Annotated in this window: 17 protein-coding genes; 2 read left to right on the forward strand and 15 right to left on the reverse strand. The window is 42.6% G+C overall.

Going from position 1 to position 18933, the window contains the following annotated elements:
* Window positions 1-4: 4 nt before the first annotated feature.
* Complete coding sequence (locus HMPREF9378_RS06985) at window positions 5-649, reverse strand: YoaK family protein (RefSeq protein ID WP_002900549.1); 645 nt, start codon at window positions 647-649, stop codon at window positions 5-7.
* Between the two features lie 165 nt (window positions 650-814).
* On the reverse strand, window positions 815-1450 hold the full coding sequence (gene udk, locus HMPREF9378_RS06980) for a uridine kinase (RefSeq protein WP_032909529.1): 636 nt from the start codon (window positions 1448-1450) through the stop codon (window positions 815-817).
* A gap of 79 nt (window positions 1451-1529) precedes the next feature.
* On the opposite strand from udk, the gene HMPREF9378_RS06975 reads away from it, so the two are divergent.
* Together HMPREF9378_RS06975 and HMPREF9378_RS06970 are read left to right on the forward strand one after the other, a co-directional pair.
* The gene (locus tag HMPREF9378_RS06975) at window positions 1530-2540 is read left to right on the forward strand and encodes a Gfo/Idh/MocA family protein (RefSeq protein WP_002900551.1); all 1011 of its coding nucleotides are present in this window, start codon (window positions 1530-1532) and stop codon (window positions 2538-2540) included.
* Complete coding sequence (locus HMPREF9378_RS06970) at window positions 2530-3621, forward strand: DEAD/DEAH box helicase (RefSeq protein ID WP_002912245.1); 1092 nt, start codon at window positions 2530-2532, stop codon at window positions 3619-3621. The genes HMPREF9378_RS06975 and HMPREF9378_RS06970 overlap by 11 nt, the downstream gene beginning before the upstream one ends.
* Window positions 3622-3714: 93 nt before the next feature.
* Here HMPREF9378_RS06970 and HMPREF9378_RS06965 read toward each other — a convergent pair whose 3' ends face one another.
* From HMPREF9378_RS06965 to HMPREF9378_RS06905, 13 genes are all read right to left on the reverse strand, one after another.
* The gene (locus HMPREF9378_RS06965) at window positions 3715-5112 is read right to left on the reverse strand and encodes a polysaccharide deacetylase family protein (RefSeq protein WP_002900553.1); all 1398 of its coding nucleotides are present in this window, start codon (window positions 5110-5112) and stop codon (window positions 3715-3717) included.
* 61 nt (window positions 5113-5173) lie between these two features.
* Window positions 5174-5560: a lactoylglutathione lyase gene (gloA, locus tag HMPREF9378_RS06960; protein WP_002895748.1), complete on the reverse strand. Its 387-nt coding sequence runs from the start codon at window positions 5558-5560 to the stop codon at window positions 5174-5176.
* Between the two features lie 111 nt (window positions 5561-5671).
* The gene (locus HMPREF9378_RS06955) at window positions 5672-6610 is read right to left on the reverse strand and encodes a ketopantoate reductase family protein (RefSeq protein WP_002900555.1); all 939 of its coding nucleotides are present in this window, start codon (window positions 6608-6610) and stop codon (window positions 5672-5674) included.
* A 15-nt stretch (window positions 6611-6625) separates the two neighbouring features.
* On the reverse strand, window positions 6626-8017 hold the full coding sequence (locus HMPREF9378_RS06950; RefSeq protein ID WP_002913659.1) for a sensor histidine kinase: 1392 nt from the start codon (window positions 8015-8017) through the stop codon (window positions 6626-6628).
* Window positions 8007-8681: a response regulator transcription factor gene (locus HMPREF9378_RS06945; RefSeq protein WP_002897753.1), complete on the reverse strand. Its 675-nt coding sequence runs from the start codon at window positions 8679-8681 to the stop codon at window positions 8007-8009. The genes HMPREF9378_RS06950 and HMPREF9378_RS06945 overlap by 11 nt, the downstream gene beginning before the upstream one ends.
* A 104-nt stretch (window positions 8682-8785) precedes the next feature.
* Complete coding sequence (locus HMPREF9378_RS06940) at window positions 8786-9301, reverse strand: hypothetical protein (RefSeq protein ID WP_002902799.1); 516 nt, start codon at window positions 9299-9301, stop codon at window positions 8786-8788.
* A 180-nt stretch (window positions 9302-9481) separates the two neighbouring features.
* A complete protein-coding gene (locus HMPREF9378_RS06935; protein WP_002900558.1) occupies window positions 9482-10297 on the reverse strand; it encodes an SDR family NAD(P)-dependent oxidoreductase in 816 nt (271 codons plus the stop codon).
* A 3-nt stretch (window positions 10298-10300) separates the two neighbouring features.
* Window positions 10301-10627: a DMT family transporter gene (locus HMPREF9378_RS06930; protein ID WP_002900559.1), complete on the reverse strand. Its 327-nt coding sequence runs from the start codon at window positions 10625-10627 to the stop codon at window positions 10301-10303.
* 55 nt (window positions 10628-10682) lie between these two features.
* The gene (locus HMPREF9378_RS06925) at window positions 10683-10967 is read right to left on the reverse strand and encodes a helix-turn-helix domain-containing protein (RefSeq protein ID WP_002900560.1); all 285 of its coding nucleotides are present in this window, start codon (window positions 10965-10967) and stop codon (window positions 10683-10685) included.
* Window positions 10968-11234: 267 nt separating this feature from the next.
* On the reverse strand, window positions 11235-15437 hold the full coding sequence (locus tag HMPREF9378_RS06920; protein WP_002913661.1) for an LPXTG cell wall anchor domain-containing protein: 4203 nt from the start codon (window positions 15435-15437) through the stop codon (window positions 11235-11237).
* A gap of 152 nt (window positions 15438-15589) precedes the next feature.
* Window positions 15590-18130: a M1 family metallopeptidase gene (locus tag HMPREF9378_RS06915; RefSeq protein WP_002913662.1), complete on the reverse strand. Its 2541-nt coding sequence runs from the start codon at window positions 18128-18130 to the stop codon at window positions 15590-15592.
* 168 nt (window positions 18131-18298) lie between these two features.
* The gene (locus HMPREF9378_RS06910) at window positions 18299-18625 is read right to left on the reverse strand and encodes a hypothetical protein (protein ID WP_002912237.1); all 327 of its coding nucleotides are present in this window, start codon (window positions 18623-18625) and stop codon (window positions 18299-18301) included.
* Window positions 18626-18633: 8 nt separating this feature from the next.
* The gene (locus HMPREF9378_RS06905; RefSeq protein ID WP_002895761.1) at window positions 18634-18930 is read right to left on the reverse strand and encodes a hypothetical protein; all 297 of its coding nucleotides are present in this window, start codon (window positions 18928-18930) and stop codon (window positions 18634-18636) included.
* Between the last annotated feature and the right edge of the window lie 3 nt (window positions 18931-18933).

Here is an 18933-nt window from a genome sequence, read left to right on the forward strand (position 1 = left end):
TGCCTCAGAAAAGGAGAAAAGCTGTTAGAATCAGGGAAACAAGCCAGATGGTCTTCAGGAGGTAAAATTGAATCAGATAGGTAGAGATGATGGCTCCGACTACAAAGCTTGCCAATAGAGCAACAAAGAAAAGGCCTTCTTTCAAATCTTTCCCTTTCTTGTTTCGAGCATAGCTACCAAAAGCTACCATGGTTTTCTTGATATTCCCCGTCATAAAGGAGTTGTTATAGACAATACCGTCCACCTCGCCAAAAGCCGTCGCGACCAGACCCATGCAGAAAGCCAGTGGCGGCACGATATAGAGATGGGGGACATTTGCTGGTAAAAATCCAGCGATAACTGTCGTCAATATCAAGGGAAAAACACTGGACAGCCTGCGCCAAGAATGCTCAAAATGATGCTGAAAAACGGTCATCAGAAAAATACCCAGCATAAAGGCCAGCATAGTTGCCAATTTTACTTCAATTCCTCTTGTCTCTTGATTGATAAGCTCAACCGAAAGGAAAACGACATTTCCCGTCTGTCCTGCCACCAAGGTGCCTCCCCTCTCAATGAAGGTATAGGCGTCAATAAATCCTGCACAAAAGGTCAAGAGGCAGGCAAAAAATTTTGAACGAGAGTGAAACTCTCTTTTTACAAATTGTTTCATAAACCACCCACAAAATAAGGGAGTGACCAGACTCCGAAAATCATGGATTTCAGTCCGTCCACTTCCCCTTGCTAAATTACATTTCAAAAATCTTGCAGCTACTGCGATTCACCAGATTGACAACTATTTATTTCCTCAAATGACAGAACTAAAAAGCTGCCTGTCCTAGCCTTCTCTGGCTTCCTTAAGGATTTTTTCAATCTTGGTCGTAATCAGGTCAATAGCCACCTTATTAGAAGCTCCCTCTGGAATGATGACATCCGCATAGCGCTTGGTTGGCTCGATGAACTGATGGTACATAGGCTTAACGACACCCAAATACTGCTCAATAACGCTATCCAAACTGCGGCCACGCTCTTCCATGTCCCGCTTAATCCGGCGTATAATCCGAACATCATCATCTGTGTCCACAAAAATCTTAATATCCATCAAATCCCGCAGACGCTGGTCCTCTAAGACCAAAATCCCCTCAACGATGAACACATCCTGAGGCTCCTGACGATAGGTTTTTTTGCTGCGGGTATGCTCCGTATAGTCGTAAGTGGGAATATCCACTGGCCGACCAGCCAAGAGCTCTTTGATTTGCTCAATCATCAGGTCCGTATCAAAGGCAAAAGGATGGTCATAGTTGGTCTTCACCCGCTCCTCAAAAGTCAGATGCGTCTGATCCTTATAGTAGGAGTCATGCTCAATCATGGCAATATTTTCGTTTGGAAAATTAGCCAAAATTGCTCGAGAAACACTGGTCTTTCCGCCTCCGGAACCACCAGTTACACCAATAATAATAGGTCTATTTTGCATTATAAGCTCCATCTCTTGTTATCTTATCTATTTTACCGCAATTCATGTTATAATGAAAGAGCTAAAATAAAAAAAGTACATGCTTAAAAATAGAAAAAAGGAGGTTTTTATGCTCAAACTTGGAATCATCGGAACAGGTTCTATTTCTCATGAGTTCATCAAGGCTGCTCACTCAACAGGCGACTATCAGCTGGCAGCTGTTTACTCTCGGACTCTGGCTTCTGCTGAGCGCTTTGTGCAAAACTATGAAAATACAGCCGTCTATACTGAAATGCTGGACTTTCTGTCATCTGATATCGATGTCGTTTATATCGCCAGTCCCAACAGCCTGCATTTCAATCATGCCAAGGTAGCTATTCTGGCTCGTAAACATGTTATTGTCGAAAAGCCGGCGGTCTCTCGACCCAAAGAATGGCGGGAATTGGTCAAGCTGGCTGACGAGCATCAAGTCTATCTCTTTGAAGCTGCCCGCAACTATCATGAGCAGGCCTTTGATACGATCAGTGATTTTCTCAAGGACAAGACCGTCTTGGGAGCCAACTTCACCTATGCCAAGTATTCTTCTAAAATGCAAGCTCTGCTTGCAGGAGAGCAACCCAACGTTTTCTCAGCTAAGTTTTCCGGCGGCGCTTTGATGGACTTGGGTGTCTATCCAGTCTATGCGGCTATCAGACTTTTTAGCCATCCCCGCTTCGCTCGCTACAGCGCCCAGCAGCTAGCTAATACGATTGATTTAAATGGAGCTGGCTGTCTCATCTATCCAGATTTTCAAGTTCAGATTCAGGCCGGTAAAAATATAAACAGCAATCTGCCTGCAGAGATTTACACAGATCAGGGAACTCTGACTTTAGACGGGATTGAATTTATCAGCTCTGCTATTTTCCAAAATCTGGACGGCCAAGAGGAGGTGCTACCTATCAAGCGTGCTCCCCACACCATGCTGGAAGAGGCTCAAGCTTTCGCGCGAGTGCTCAAGGGCGGACAGGATGCGGCTTACGAGAAATGGTTGGATGCGGCGGCGGCTGTTCATGAAAGCTTATTTGGCATGCGCAAGGACGCTGGCATTAGATTTGAGGTTGATGATGATTAAGGAACAATTTCCCCCGAGCTGGCAAAATCAGCTGGCTAAACTGGGCTTTGAAGATTTGACGGCTATTCAAGAGAAGATGTTTGAGCCTATTTCTGCAGGCGATACGGTGCTGGGAATCAGTCCGACTGGTACTGGTAAAACTCTGGCCTATCTCTTTCCCAGTCTGCTCAGGCTGACACCTAAAAAAGCCCAACAGCTCTTGATTTTAGCTCCTAACACCGAGTTGTCTGGACAAATATTTGAGGTCTGTAAGACTTGGGCGGAGCCTTTAGGGCTGACAGCCCAGCTTCTGCTCTCCGGCTCCAGCCAGAAGCGACAGATTGAGCGTCTTAAGAAAGGCCCAGAAATTATCATCGGAACGCCTGGACGAATTTTCGAATTAATCAAGCTCAAGAAAATCAAGATGATGAATGTCGAAACCATCATTTTGGACGAATTTGACCAGCTGCTCAGCGATTCTCAGTATCACTTTGTAGATAAAATCACCCACTATGCGCCTCGTAACCACCAGCTGATATATATGAGCGCCACCGCTAAGTTCGACCACGATAAGATTACTGAAAATACTCTAGAAATCAGCATTGACGACCAAGTTTTGGACAACATCCAGCACTTTTACATGCAAGTCGAAAAACGTGATAAGGTGGACTTGCTCCGCAAATTATCCAATGTTGAAGATTTCCGCGGACTAGTCTTTTTCAACGCTCTGTCAGACTTAGGAAGCGCTGAGGAAAAACTCCAGTATCGTGAAGCCAACGCGGTTTCTCTGGCCAGCGATGTCAACGTTAAGTTCCGCAAGGTGATTTTGGATAAGTTCAAAGAGCACCAGATTACTCTCCTGCTAGCCACTGACCTAGTTGCTCGCGGCATTGATATTGACTCCCTAGAATGCGTCGTCAATTATGAGCTTCCGCGCGATTTAGAAACCTATACCCACCGCTCTGGACGAACCGGCCGCATGGGCAAGGAAGGCTATGTCATCACCCTCATCAGCCATCCTGAAGAGCTGAAAACATTGAAAAAATACGCTTCCGTTCGTGAAATTCTATTAAAAAATCAAGAACTTTATGTAACGAGTTAAACTGAAAAAGCTTTGGAAATCTAATGTTTCCAAAGCTTTTTGCTTTTACTCATTGCCAACAACGATTTCAAACATCTAACCCCAAGGACCGTCTTAGTCTCTGCCGTAATAAATACGATGCGGCTCTATTTGGCCTTCCAGCAGCTCATCGACCGTTACCAAAGTATAGCCGTTACTCTTCAGATACTCGAGGACACTTGGTAGGGCGTCAATACTGGTCTGGTGAATATCATGCATGAGGATAATCGAACCTGGCTGAGTTTTAGCAATCTCTTGCATAATAGCTTTAGTATTGCGTGTCTTCCAGTCTAGGCTGTCCACATTCCACATGATAAAGGACTGGTCAACCGAATTTTGGATTGTAGTATTAATAGCTCCATAAGGAGGCCGCGTAATCATTGGCTTGATGCCTATGACATTGTTAATAGCGGTCTGGGTATCAAGGATTTCTTTTTTGGCTGACTCCAGAGGTAGTTTGGTTAAGACTGGATGGTCCCATGTATGAATCCCAATCTGATGACCTTCATTGTGCACTCGCTTGACAATCGCTTCATTACCAGCAATGTTTTGCCCAACCATAAAGAAGGTCGCCTTGGCACCGTATTTCTTAAGGATATCCAGAGCCTGCGGTGTTGTCTTAGGATCTGGACCGTCATCAAAGGTCAGAGCAACCATTTTCACATGCTTCTTAGCTTCAAAATTCTGATAAGCAGCCAAGTCATCGCCAGTCAGATAGTCCGCATTAATCTGGTCATAGAAGCTAGACAAAGGAACGTCAATGCTGGTTAAGCCTTGCACTTCCTTACTCAGCTTAATAGAAAAATGGCTGTACTCATAACGGAAGGACCACTGACCCAACTCCGTTCCATTGAGGGTGTTGAGAATTTCCGTCTGCACCGCCTCATCGGCCTGTCTAAAGGTCAGCTGGCTGGATATTTCGTTGATGAAGATTTCCTTAGCTGCATCAGGATCCTGAAAGAGCTTATCCAGAGTGAAAGGGCTGTCGTCTGGACCGAGATAGCTGTCAGCAACTTCCCGCTCTTCTCCTTTACTGATTTTCATCTCTTTAACATGATAGTCCTTGCGATGCACCAGTACTTCTTTGACATCCTTCAGGCTCGTTTCTTTTTCCTCAGCATAGTAGAAGGTCAATTCCTCAATCTTATCGTCCTTCTTCTGATTATCCTTAATCGTCTGGCTATCAGCGTCCATCTGCTCCTTGACGCTTGCCATAACCTGACCATCTAGCAGAGGATAGAAGGACTCCACATAGTGGCTGCCAATCATCTTGCTCTGCTTTTCAGTTTTTTCAGCGTGGTAGGTCTCTTCTTGAGCAATCAACACACTAACTTTCTCTTGCAGTTCCTTTTCTTGGAAAATAGCGTAAATTTTTACAGCACCCAGAAATAGAGCAGCAACAAAAGTCAAACCTAGTAAGCTAAGAACAATGAGTGTTTTCTTACCGTGTTTCTTGTTATTTTGTCTTTTCATACACCTGTCCTAAATGAATAAAAATCATCATTTATCTTGCAAAATTAACTGCAGCTAGATGTTAGAGACTCTTCTCACGAATGACTTCCACCTTGTAGCCATCAGGATCTTTTACAAAATAATAATTAGGCGGGTTACCAGGAAGACCCTTTGGATCTGTCACTTCATAGCCTTTAGCCTTGTGCTCAGCGTGCAGACCTTCCAAGTCTGGCGTGCTAAGTGCCACGTGAGCAAAACCGTCCCCAATCACATAAGGACCATGGTCATAGTTATAGGTCAGTTCCAGCTCATAATCATCACCTTCCAAACCTAGATAAACGATAGTAAACTGATAATCCGGAAAATCCTTGCGACGAAGCTCCTTAAAACCAAAAGCCTCTGCATAAAAAGCGATAGACGCTTCCAAATTCTCCACACGCAAACAAGTATGTAACATTTTTGATGCCATAATTTCACCTCATTCTTTCTTGTTTATTATTATACCCTATTTTGGGCAAAACTTATATTAAATTTTTAAAAAAGTAAATAAAAGCAGATAAAAAGCAAGCCTCAAGGCCTGCTAAGAATTGTTTTTCAAAAAATGTTCAATGAAGTCGCTATACGAATTCCATTGAGGCATGGGAATGCTTTCTTTCTCAGCACTTCTTTTGATTTCAAAATATTGATCAACCCATTCGGCATAGCCTGAATGCATGTGATTTGTGACCATTTCGGCAACCAAAGGCTGACTCAACATGAACTTCATTACTGGAACCAAGAGAAATAGGGGCAGGGATAGATATTTAGTAGGTTTATAACGATGTTTAGGAATGCCATATCGCTGACAGAGTTCTAAACCTTCTCGCCAAGCGCAAATCATCTTTCGAATTGCTTTTTTATCTTTCAAGAGTGCATCAAAAGTCCCCGCTTCTGCAACTGCACCTGCCATTACTGCCTCCTGAAGGCAGTGAACCTTCATCCAAGAAGCCAAGTCAGGCATAGCATCAATGCCTATACCACTAGCTGTGAAGATAGGAGACAACTCTGCTGTGTAAGAATCATCATCAAGTAACGTAGCTTCTTTGAAAATGATAGCTTGGATCCGACCATCACTCTTTCGCCCTCCTCCAACAGAAGAAGGAAAAGCTAACGACACCTGCTTTCTGTTCAAATAAGAAGGAATCTTGGAGTTGATATTCCAGTTATTCTGTAAAATAAGTAAATGAGCTTTTTCCTTTATATCCGCCAAATGATTCAATGCCTGCTCTAGTTGCAAACTATTTACCGTTAAGAGAATCAGGTCATAGTCTTGAGCAATACTCGTCACCAGAGGCGGCTGGAAGTGATGTTCTTTATAGACCTGATCATCTTTTCTTAAATCTTTAATAGAAAGTGTGAAGCCTTGCTCTAAAGTCGACAGCTTATGCTCTCTAACTAAGACAGTAACTTGATGTTGATTAGACAGTAACCAAGCGTATGTCAAACCAATTGTGCCAGCACCATAAACCAAAATGTTCATATTAGGCCTCTCCCGCTATTTTACAGAACGCTTTTTCGTTTCTTTCAGTAGCAGTTTAACTTCAAAGACCGTACCTTTTGGTTTGTTGTCCTTGACATAAATAGAGCCCTTGAAAGCATCGACAATCTGCTTGGCTAGAGAAAGTCCCAGACCAAAGCCACCTTTCTGACGGGTCCGAGCCTTATCCACCCGATAAAAGCGATCAAAAATCTTCTTCTTATCTTCATCGCTGATACCAGGACCATTGTCCGCCACTCGGAAAATAAGGTAGCGATCTGTCGAAGTAGCCATGACACTGATTACGCCATCATCATCTGTATACTTTATAGCGTTGTCAAATAGAATGGTCATCAGCTGTTTGAGAAAAATTTGATCGGTCACAATAGGGTGCTTGATCATATTTTCTGAATGAAAGGCTTTTTTATTCTCCCTTGCGATAATGCAGTAATTAGCAAAGGTCGTATCAAAAAATTCTGGTTCAACTTCACCATATTGAGGCTTGATGCCATCATCGCGACGGGCCAGATTGAGCAGATTGGTCGTCAGCAAGCGCATATTCCGTACTTCATCCAAGCTAGAAGCAATATTTTCACTGCTCTGCATAATTGTAGCTTCAGGCTTACGAAAGAGCGTCTCTAAGCGGCTCTGCAATACTGCCAGAGGAGTCCGTAGCTCGTGACTGGCATTTTCCACGAAAGCCTTCTGCTTCTGGATACTTTCCAGCAGAGGCTTGACACTCATCCGAGCCAGATAAATACTGGCAATCAGGGAAATTCCCCAAAAGCTGACCATAACCATGGCAATCAGTTGCTCATGCTTGCTGCTGGTCTGCTCCAGCTGGCTGATACTAGTCATGACCACAGCGTACTTGATATCAGGGTACTCATTTTTAGGATCAATATCAAAGAGATAAGCCCGATAGCTTTCTGTCTGACCAAAGCTGTTGCCAAACACAATCTCCTTGATTTGATTCAGATAGGACTTGTTAAACTCTAATGAATTAAAGTCCAGAAAACCATCGCTCTTGCTGGTGGAAATATTTTTATAATCATCATCCAAAAGCAGGGCAAAGGTATTAGAGCTGACATTTGGCGTAGTTAGATTGTTAGGCTTAGGCTCTTCATCTGAATCACCATCTGGCTCTTTACTGCTTTTAGGACTTTTAGTGTTGACCTTATTGCTCGGATCAGACTGCTGACCTGTCGTCCGATAGGCCAAATCAGCTACCGAACTAGGATCATTACTCAGATTCCTCAGATTTTCATCAACTGACGTATAAAGGCTGGAGCGCATAACCTGAATAATAATCAAGGTCATGGCTGAGAAGATTAATGTAAACAACCCAAAATAGCGAATGAAATAAGAGAAATCATCCGCATAAAAGGTCTTCTTGATTTTATTCAGCATCTTTTAAAATGTAGCCGACACTACGAAGAGTATGTAGGTTTTTCGCAAATGCCGTTCCTTTCAGTTTTTTACGAATCTTTGAAACGTACACTTCGACAACGGAAACAGTGGTATCACTGTCAAAGCCCCACAGACGGTCAAAAATTTGAGTCTTAGGCAAGATTACATTTTGATTTTGCAGGAAATAAACCAAGAGGTCGAACTCTTTACCAAGCAACTCTACATCTTTACCCGCCTTCGTGGTTGAATTTGTAGATAGGTTGACAGTCACATCACCATAAGAAAGAGTATTCTCGTTGAATTTACCAGCGCGTTTCAAGAGCGCTTGGATCCGCATTTTCAGTTCTTCCAAATAGAAAGGTTTTGTCAGATAGTCGTCAGCGCCGAGCTCAAAGCCATGTCCTTTGTCATCCAAGCTTTCCTTAGCTGTCATGATGAGAACAGGGGTTGTAACCCCTTTTGCTCGGAGATCTTTCAGCACTTGGAAACCATCCTTTTCAGGCAACATGAGATCCAGTAAGATGAGGTCATAAACACCGCTTTCTGCTTCATATAGACCTTCTTCACCATCAAAAACCTGCATTACATCTGCAAAATCATCTAAAAAATCAAAAACTGAGTTTGACAGTCCAAGGTCATCTTCTACCAATAGAATTTTAATCATTTTTCTTTCCTCCAATAAAACTTTCCAAGATTATGTCTTTTGGTTTTTGTTTTATTTGCTATTCTTATTATATCATGACTTGGGTCAAAATCAGTAAGTTTTTTCTACGACTGCGACGTTTTATTTTCTTTTGTCGACTTATTATTGTTCTTGTCCGATTGTTCATTTGTGTTCGTTGAAGACTTTTTCTTGTTTTTCTTCCCGTTGTCATTTTGCTGAGCAGAAGAATTCTTGCTCTTGTCATTGTCAGACTGCTGGCCGTCTTGAGGCGGCATTCCTTGGTCTTGACCGTTCTGTCCTGGACCACCATCCTGCGGCTGCATGCCATTACCCGGTCCACCATCCTGCGGCTGCATGCCATTACCCGGTCCACCATTTTGACCATTCTGACCAGCTTGTGGCGGCATTCCATTTCCTGCATCCTGGCCATTCTGACCCTGCTCCGGTGCTCCAGGCATAGCAGCTGGCTGTTGAATAGCTGATTGCTGATTGTTTGTTCCGTGAATAGCTGTCGCAAGACCATAGCCACCTAGAAGTCCGACTGCTAGAGCACCACCCGTCGCAACCGTCAGCCACCATTTAGTACTTTTTTCTACAACAATCATTTTTTCCATATCCATTTAATACGTTCCTTCTTTCTTTTGTAAATTTTTCTATCTGTTTCTATCAAACAAGAAGCTAATGCAGCTTACAAGTCATCCTATACACATCCTTTCACTTGAATAGCATTATCATATAGATTTTTACTTAAACAGGACTGAATTTTTTCTTAAAAAAGGCTGAAAGATAGGGAAAATGGTTTATGAAAAGTGCTTTTTCAATATACGGCTATATTTATCTAATAAAAGAAAATCAGCTAATCTTGAAGACAGAAGATTGAGTTTAGCAAACAAAGATGCCCCTCGTCCCATTAGGATGACTCTTTGATGAGACTTAATACCTTTTAGCAAAGCTAGGCAAACTTCGTCTGTAGTTGAAATCTTAATTCCCATTTCCTTCCAAACAGGATGGTAAGGCTTTTCTGAGGGTGTGTCCGCAGCATTGGGACAAAAATAGGTTAAATACACCTTTTTCTGCTCCTGCTTTAATTCGCGATTCATTGATTCAATAAAAGAAAAAATCCCTGCACGACTAGCCACATCTACGCTATAGTAAGGGAAAGCGAGCCGCCCATCTGCAAAACCGCCAGAATGCACAATTGTAGCACCTTTTTCATTTGCTAATAAGGGCAGAAAAATCTTGCTAATCAGAATGGCGCCAGATAAATTGATCAATAGTGTCTGATCTATGTCCTCAAGGGAATGCGCTGACAAAGATTTTCTTACATCAAAACCAGTTGCATTGATAACAATATCTATACATTCCGACCACTCTTGTATCTCTGATACTACATTTTTTAGAGACTCTTCACTTGTAATATCCACTGAGCTTATTGGAATAAAAGACGAAAATTCTTGCACAAACATCTTTAACTTCTCTATATCTCTTCCTAATAGATATAACCTAGCACCTGCTTGATGAAAAGCCCGTGTATAGACTCTTCCCAAACTACCACTTGCACCAATAATTACAACCTTTTTATTTTTAAAATAATTATCAAACATATAATTCTCCATTCTCTAGTGAGTCTTTTGTGATAAGTTCAATAAAACAAGTCCGACAATAACTAGACTTATCCCTAAAAGGCTTACAGCTGTTACTTTTTCGTGCCAAAGCAGAATAGATAATATCGTTGTCCCTACTAGACCTATTGCAGACCAAATAGCGTAAGCTAGATTTAACTGAATGCCCTTTAAAGATAGAGATAAAAAGAAAAAGCACAAGCCATAAAACATCAAAGCAAGGCAACCGAAAAATAGTTTCGAAAAACCTTGAGATAGTTTTAAAAGACTTGTGGCGGCAATTTCAAATAGAATTGCGAGAGATAAATAAAAATAGTAAAACATTGTTTTCCTCCTAATATTCTAAATAACTAAAAAGTTAGCAGGAAAATCAATAGAGCTATCCGAGAGAGGAAACAAAGCAAGTCCAAAGTGTACAGGCATTTGTCAAAATCATTGATTTTATGCTCGAATCTTTGGAGATAGATAAAGCTTTTCGACCACATAGCTCATCTAATGAAATCTGGTAAAAATCGGCTAGACGAATAAGACTTGCACTATCTAGAATCGTCTTATCATTTTCCCAGTTCGAGATGGTCTGCCGAGTCGTTCCTAATGATTCTGCAATCTGAGCTTGGCTATAGCCTCTTTGCTCCCGTATAAACTTCAATTGTTTTCCTAACATTATCTTTTCCTCCTCATCATACTTATTTTTTAGTTGTTTGGCTAGATGAAATTCTTTAACATTAGTGATTATTGTAGGTAAAAATTCTTTGACATGGCTATTATAACACGATTTACGTTCATCTTAAAATACTTGCCTATCTAAAACACTTGATACATCTATCAAACATTTGCCCCAAAAATCCGCAGCAAAAAAGACTGGGACAAAATTGTCTCAGTCTAAATTTATCATGTTCAAAATCTCTGGATGCAGGAGCTGTTTATCTTTTTATGACTTTTTCTTAGAAAGACGGAAGCCGGCTGAAGCTAGCAAGGCCGCAAAGCCAAGATAAGTGAGAAGAGAGCTCGAACTGCTTCCAGTTTTAGGCAATTGACCTTGACTGGTTTGGTAGCTGACAGATAGCTGCATGTTGCTTGGTTGCTTACTTGCAGATCTTTGATGCTGCAAAGTCTGGTTTGAAAGAGGCTCAAATTTTTGCGCTGTTTGAACAGTAATCTCTGCAGGAGGTGTCGAAACACTAACCTGATTGGATTCTATCCGGTATTGATTATTAATCAGCAAGCTGAAATGATTGGTATAAGTTCTGCCTGAATACAAGAGTCGACCGACTGCTGCTGGAGCTAGGGTCTCGGTCGCAGAATTCAAGTCAGCATTGTAGCGTTCAAGCAGACCTGGTGCAGCAACAAAAGTCAAGACTCTGGTGCTCGGGTCATAAGAAACCTCGTAACCAGAACTTTTCGCTCTAGTAGCTTCTAGATCTAATTCAAAACCTTCCGGCAGGCGATCTTCCAATACGAAAGAATGAATTGGCAGGCGATAAGCAGGCAAAGCATCCGTTACCAGATTAAGGACAGCAAAACTTCCCTGGCTAACCTCTTGTTGATGAATATTCTTCTTGGACTCATCCTCCAACTCTTCTCTGACTTTTAACTGGATAAAAAGCTGGTTATAGTGATAAGTTTGAGTCGGCGCTTGCGGACGGCTTGGCAAAGCTTGATAGCTAGGTTCAGCCGGCTTTTGAGGAAGCTCTTTATAGTTCGGCTTGTCAGGCTCAGCAATCAAAGGCAAGTCACTTTCTCTGATAGGTGACTGGGGTTCAGGCTGAAGAACTGGTTCTTGAGGAAGCTGTGGTTCCTGCAGATAGCTTGGCTCCTGAGACAGCTCCTCTAAAGCAATTTCTTCTTCATAAACAGGCGGTTTCGGAGCCTCACCCGTGCTTACTTCAGGATCTTTTTGAGGTTTCTCTGGTTCCTTCAAATAAGATGGGAGCTGTGGTTCCTGTGGCAGCGCTTCTTCAACCGGAGCTTGCGGAAGACTCAGCAAGGACTGCTCCTTCTCATAGGTCGGCTCTTCAATTGCATCCAGCTCTTTCAATAAAGAAGGGGCGCTAGGTTCGTCTGGCAACTCCTGATAAGCTGGCGCCTGCGGTTGAAGCGGCTCAGCCTTATAAGTCGGCTCTTGCGGTAAAACTTCCAAATCTCTTTCCGGTAGAGCTACTAGTTCCTCAGGCCGACTTGGAAGAGCAAGAGGCTGAGTTTCTGTCGGCTGGCTAGGAAGTTCTTGATAGGCTGGCTGAGCTGGCTCTTCTGGCAAAGGTTGATAGACTGGCTGACTCGGAAGAGGCTGCAAGGCCTTGACTTCCTCATAAGCCGGTTCCTGAGGTTGAGCAACTTCTGTCGGAGCAACAGGCTTCATTGGAACACCTTTGGCTTTAATATCAGAGTTAAATACAAACCAAGCAGAACCCCGATTTCTTGAACCAATATCAAAGGAAATGACATCTCCCTGTGCCTTACCTACGATAGCGCCATACCAGTTATAGGGACTGTTCGGCGAGTCCCATTTGTTATACTCAAAGCGAGAGCCTTCCCGCTCAAAGTTAATTGAAATATCAGCGTGAACACTAGTATCTGGGTGAACATTAATGGCAGAGCCTGTAATAGGAATATATTCACCATTAAAATTCTTGATATATTCAATCGCAACTTTGTTCGTATTTAAAGACGAGAAGCTGACAAGCGAACCTGTCATATCAAGCTTTTCTCCAGCCTCATCGAAAAACTCAGCTTGAACATTGACCCGAGAATGGCCATGAAAATCCAAGGTCCAGACAGTCAAGGTCGGATCCTTAACTAAGAAAACTGGCAGCTTATCCTGACTCTTCGTTGATTCTTTCAGAGTATAAGTGTAGACAACTTTAGCGATTTTCTTGCCCTGAATACTGGAATTTTTGATATTGGTATAAGTAGCTACCAGAGGCACATCTTTTTGCAAAATGACTTTAGTCTGATGCTCTTTCCCTTTTAAAACACTGGTCAAAGCAGTTATTCCTTGTTGATCCATTCCCCAAGAACGCACCTCATCAGTCAGCTCATCATTGGTATAGGTTCTAATAGACGGATCAAGCGTCAAGACAGCCTGGGGCTCAGATTTGAAAACAAAAGGCTGGCTTTCAACCTTACTGAGATAGCCTTCTTCATTTTTCTTAGCTTCAGCTTCCTGCAACTCTCTCTCAAAAGTTACAAGAGCTACATCATACTTAGTTTTGGCTTTATCATAGGCAGCTTTTGCCTTCTTATATTCTTCCAAGAGCTTATCATAGTCAGATTTCAGGCGGGCATTTTTTTCCTCAATGTTTGCATTTTCCTGCTCAATCACTGCGTTCTGTGCTGAAATAGAAGCAAGGTTTGCCTCATAATCTTCTTTTAGTCTTTGATTTTCTGCTTCAATCCTTGCAAGATTTGCTTGGTAGGTCGCTAAGTCAGCCTGATAAGCAGCTAATTTATTCTTGTTTTCCGTTTCAATCCGAGCAGTCGCCTCCTGATAGGTAAGTAAGGCTTTCTCATATGCTTCTCGATTTTTCTGGTTGCTTTCAGTGATTCGAGCCACATCCTGCTCATATTGAGATAATTGATTTTTATAAAGCTCTTGTTTTTCCTGATTTTGCTGACGAATCTGGGCATTTTCAGCTTGAATGGCAGCATTACGGGCTGTTACTTCTGCTTTTTCTGTCTCATAGGCAGTTTGCCGCTTATTATTTTCAGCTTGGACACGCTCAAGTTCAGATTGATAGGCAGTCAAAGCTGCTTGATGATCTCTCGCTTTGGCATCATTGGCCGCCTCGATTTCAGACCGATTCTTTTGATAAGCAACTAATTTGCTCTCATAGTCTTTCTCTGCCGCTTGATTTTTTTGTCGAATCTCAGCCAATCGCTCTTGATAAGCGGCTAAATCAGCCTGATACTGCTCCTTTAAGGCTGCATTTTTCTTCTGAATAGCTAGATTTTGCGCCTCAATCTCTTTATTCTGCTCTTGGATTTTAGCCAAGACCGTCTCATAAGATTGTTTTGCTGCTTGATTGGCTCTTTGAATGCGTTCTACTTCCTGTTGGTAAGTCGTCAATTCTGACTGATACTGCTGTTCTAGCTCGGCATTATCTTTATGAACTCTAGCCAACTCTTTCTCATAATCAGCCAAGGCAGCTTGATAAACGGCTTCTTTTTCTGCCTTAACCTGAGCCAGTCTGGATACTTCAGCTTCATACTGCTTGACTGCTTCCTGATAGCCTTTTTCAGCTGCCTGATTTCGTTCTGCAATGGCTGCATTTTCAGCTTGAGCAGCTTCATTGTGATCTGAGACCTGAGCAAGCTTTGCTTCATAGCGACGCTTTGCTTCTGCATTCTTCTCCTGAGTAGCTTTCAGCTCTGTAGCATAGCTCTCCATAGCAGTTTGGTAGTCTGCTTTTGCTTGAGCATTTTCTTGTAAAATCCGTGAACGCTCCTCTTGATAGGCAGCTAAAGCTGCTTGATAGGAGGTTTCTTTCTCTTGATTGATTTTTACTATACGGTTCAATTCTGCTTGATAAGCAGCCCGTTTCTGCTCATAGTCCGCCTGTAGCTGAGCATTTTCAGCTTGAATACGACTGGACTCTTGTGCATGGTAAGCCAGAGCCTTGTCATATTGGTCTTTCAAGGCTTGATTGGCAGACTCTTTCTGACTGAGTTCTTTCTCATAAGTCTTCAGTTGCTCTTGATAAGCTGCTGTGGTTTCACGTATTTCCTTGACTTGGGTCGCATAATCTGTTAGGGCTGTCTCCCGTTTACTAGCAGCTTCTTCTGGATCTCTAGCTGTTCCTAAATCAACAGTCGGCTCCTGCTTTAGCTGAACTCCTGCTTTCCCGGCCTCTGCCAAAGCTTGGTCAATTTCTGCATGAGAAACCTCCAAGGGAAGCTTGTCTTGATTAACTGGCTCTGACTGAGCAGGCGCAACAGTTGGCTGGGACGCTTCGGTTGGCGAAAGAGTAGCTTCAGAAAGGGCAGACTGTCCTGCTGCTGAAGATACCTTTTCCTCTGCTTGAACTGATCCGGCAGCTACCAACAAAGCCGCACCCAAAACAGCTCCGCACAAGCCCTTAGAAAGGCGGCTCTTGCGGAAGCCATAGACTATTTTCTTTTCCATTATAAACTCCATTTCTCCTTTAAACAGTTTCCTGTTTATTTCACATACTTTTCTATTTTATCAAAGCAAAGGCATATTAGCAATGTTTAAATACTCAAAATGATAAAGAAAAAGCCTGAGATAGGCTACTATCTCAGACTTTCTAGTCAATTTAATTAAATCCATCAGATCGCAGCTCGAATTGCTTTTTCCACTGCTTCTTTCTCACGCTTAACCAGTTCAACACGCGCAGCGATTTCCTTGATTCCCATGCTGATGTTTCGGCTAATCGCCATATCGTCCAACTGCGGTTCAAAGAAGGCTTTGTACTCTGCCAATCTCTTCTCTGTCTTGAAGACCACTGCTGGGCTAATGACAAAGCTATCAAAGCTCATGTCGCCACCTAGTGCTGCCTTGATCCAGTCCCAATTTTCACGCGCCCAAGTCCACACTGCTTCTTGAGTAAAATCTTGGCTGAGGAAACGGGCATACCAAGCTGACAAATCCTGCGGTTTCACAGTAAATTTATCCTTCCAAGTCGCTAACAGTTCATCCAAGGTTTCCTTGTTCTTCGTATAAGAAAGGGCTGTAGAAAGAGCATTTTTGAAGCTTCCATCATTTGAAGCGACATAGAGGTCCAGATAAAGCTTAGTCAGCTCCTTGCTTTCATGATGCTTGATTTGGTTGACCAATACCTGCAAACGAATAGCAGCAGGGAGTTTTTCCAAATTATCACGATAGCGGTCAAAAATCTGGCTTGCTTGAGCTTTAGCTGTCTCATCGTCAGCCTTAATCATATTACCCACAATTAGCTGACGAACCATCTCATCTTCATCGCTCTCTCCCTCCTGTTTTTCAAAACCAAGACGGTCGAAATTACTTTGACTAAGTACTTTCAGCAGGGCTTTGTAATCTTCTTCAGTCTGACTGCCCTCATCCACAAAGCGGTTCAATCCTTCTAGCACTTGGGAAACAGCTGAAACCACCATATAAGAAGTTTCGTTTGCCAACTTGCTGATAACTGGCAGCAGATCCGCATAGGAAATCATACCTGACTCTGCCAGAAGTCGGCGCTCTTGCACGATTTGCAGCTTGCTGATATTGTCCAAAGAGCTAAGATTATTCAGAAGAGCATCCAGCAACTCACCCTGATAATCTGTAATATAGTGGGCAGTGTTTTCTGTATTGAGACGCAGGGCCCCGTCATTTTGCGCTGCCAGGGCTGCATAATTAGGAATTTCCAGTCTTTCTGTCGTCAGAGTATCAGGAAGTCCTTGCCAGTTACTGTTAAGAGGCACTGGCCAGAGACGACCTTTGTCTTCGTGCTCCCCAATGAAGAACTGCTTCTGGGTCAAAATCAAGCAGTCATTTTCGACCTTAGCAGTGACAACTGGATAACCCGGCTGCTCCAGCCAAGCATCCATAAAGGCAGCTACATCACGGCCAGAAGCTTGAGAAAGAGCGTCCCAAAGATCACGACCGATGGTATTGCCATACTGGTGCTTCTCAAAGTAGGCACCTAGCCCCTTACGGAAGGCATCATCTCCCAGCCAACGGCGCAGCATGTGCATAAGACGACTACCCTTGGCATAGACAATCGCTCCATCAAAAAGAGTATTGATTTCATCAGGATGCTTGACCTCTACATGGACCGACTGGACGCCATCTGTCGCGTCACGCTTGAGGGCATAAGGAGCTCCACTGGTCTGGAAATCTTCAAAAATCTTCCAGCTAGGCTCAATCGCATCAACTGAGACATACTCCATCATATTGGCAAAGCTTTCATTGAGCCAGAGGTCGTCCCACCACTTCATGGTCACTAGATTTCCGAACCATTGGTGGGCTAGTTCGTGTGCAACAACCAAGGCAACTGTCTGACGGCTCAGAGCTGTTGAATTTTCATCCACCAGCAGATAAATTTCCCGATAGGTCACCAAACCCCAATTTTCCATAGCACCAGCAGAAAAGTCTGGCAGGGCCACATGAAGTGACTGAGGAATAGGATACTTGACTCCATAGTATTCTTCATAAAATTCGATACAGCGAACCGCAATGTCCAAAGCAAACTCTAGATTGCTGGCTGGGTGGGCCTTGGTCGCATAGACTCCTACCAAGGTTCCATTCTTGGTTTTAGCAGTAATTCCTTGCATATCACCTGCAGCAAAAGCCAAGAGATAGGAAGACATACGTGGAGTCGTTTCAAACTTCCAAACGCCAGTCGCTTTGCGGTTTTCAACATCAATTTCTGGCATATTAGACAGAGCCAACTCACCCTCTTCTTGGTCAAATTTCAAAGCCAAATCAAAAGTTGCCTTAGCCTCTGGCTCATCCACACTCGGAAAGGCTTCGCGGGCAAAATGGCTCTCAAACTGCGTAGAAATAATCTCTTTTTTCACACCATCTACCGTGTAGTAGGATGGGTAAATTCCCGTCATATTATCCGTAATCTTACCAGTATAAGTTATTGTCATCACTACAGGCCCAGCTGCTTCCAGCTCGATATAAAGAGCTTCATTGTCCTTATCAAGAGTGAAAGGACGAGCTTGGCCAGCCACCTCTACAGCTTCAACTGTTAAATCTTTTTGATGTAGGGAAATCTTACTCGTCTTAGCTTCCCCAGTAATGGTCACGTTGCCTGAAAAAGTCTTGTCGGCACGATTCAGATCCAAAAAGAGATCATAGTGCTCAGGAACAAATGTTTCAATAAAATGTTTAACTGCTTGCATCAGCTTCTCCTCATCTAGCGAACAACGAAGCAAGATTACTCTGCTATCCTTATCCGCTTATAATCTGTTATTATTGTATCATATTTAAAAGATTTCGTTGCAGAATAAATGCAAACAAAAAGACAGGGGAATAACCTGTCTATGTAGTTTATGAAAATGGAAGAAAGGTCAAGAGTTCTTCTTTTCTTTCTCAAGTTCCTCTAATTTTTTATTATAGATTCGATTTTCTTCGTGATAAGTTTTGTTTAGCCGTTCTTCATAACGCTGAATTTTTCTGTCAAAAATTTCTCTATTTTCTTCTATTTGTCTTAATTCATATGAGGGCACGGTATCAGGACTATTGCAACAAAAAGAAAATATCCATTCGCTCATTTCCTCTGAAACATTTTTAGCCTCTCGTCTCATATCTTGGTAATCCCATTCATACTCACTAACTTTCTTTCGAAAAGCTATGTGATCGTCATCAAGACGATCAATCTTTTTCTGAATATCCATAAAGCCTCCTATAAGATAGGGCTGGTCAAACTAGGCTTAGGAACAGCGCCTAGTACCTCCTTGATTGAATCTGCTGCTCCACCTGTGAAAGCTCCAGATAAGTCAGCAGGTACTTGAGTAGAGGCAAAAGTTTTCATAGTATCTGCTTGACTATCTAGCCAACTCTGCAAAGCTTGACTTTCTTCAAGAAGGACAGCTATTTTAGCTGAAATTAAACCACGAATAGCAATACGTTCCTGAATCTTTAAATATTCTTTTTTTATACGTTCGGCTTCAGCTCGATCTTCTGTATTTGGTTCAATCATGCG

The organism is Streptococcus sanguinis SK1 = NCTC 7863 (genome assembly GCF_000194945.1).
Classification (GTDB): Bacteria; Bacillota; Bacilli; order Lactobacillales; family Streptococcaceae; genus Streptococcus; species Streptococcus sanguinis.